The organism is Roseixanthobacter psychrophilus, assembly GCF_043195195.1.
Taxonomy (GTDB): domain Bacteria; phylum Pseudomonadota; class Alphaproteobacteria; order Rhizobiales; family Xanthobacteraceae; genus NCEH01.
Window position 1 is genome coordinate 1 of sequence record NZ_JBAFWT010000168.1, and the last position, 595, is coordinate 595.

A 595-nucleotide genomic window follows, 5' to 3' on the forward strand; every position below is an offset into this window, starting at 1 on the left:
ATCGGCGTTGACCGCTTCGAGCGCGTGCAGCGTGCTGCGGTCCCGTTTCTGCGCCGGATAGAGGCGCTTAAGAGCCTCTTTGCCCTGGCGATAGAACACCACGATGGCGGGATCGAGCTTGGCGAGACGCCGCTCCAACGTCTTGCAGGAGGGGATGACCCATCCCTGTTCCTTGGCCACCTTTTCGAGCTGGCGAAAACAGTGCGCGGCGGTCGGCTGCGACTGGGTGAGATAGGCGCCCTTCATCCATTCCCAGGCCTCCGGCGAGCAATCCACCGTGGTCTGCCGGCCGGCATAGCGCGGCGCGAGATAGGCGAGCCAGTCGGCGCGGTCGATGCCGTGCACCTCGGATGCCCAGTTGTAGAGGGTGCGCAGGGACACGCCGACCTCCGAGGCGACCACGATCATGGCGAGGTCGCGCTCCTGCCCGGTGCGGGTGAGCGCATCCACGGCTTGCAGGGCGTCCAGCTTGGTCTTGGCCTTGGCCTTGAGGCGGTCCGGCACGCCCTCAAACCAGTCCCACCGATTGCTCCGCTGTTCTTCCCGCGCGGCGGTGACGACGGGCGCAGGCTCGGCCTTCTCTGCCTTCTTTTCG

At 66.6% G+C, this 595-nt stretch carries 1 protein-coding gene; it reads right to left on the bottom strand.

The features are described 5' to 3' along the window. A partial coding sequence (locus V5F77_RS29040; RefSeq protein WP_429008509.1) for a DNA-binding domain-containing protein occupies positions 1–595 on the bottom strand: 595 nt, incomplete at both ends.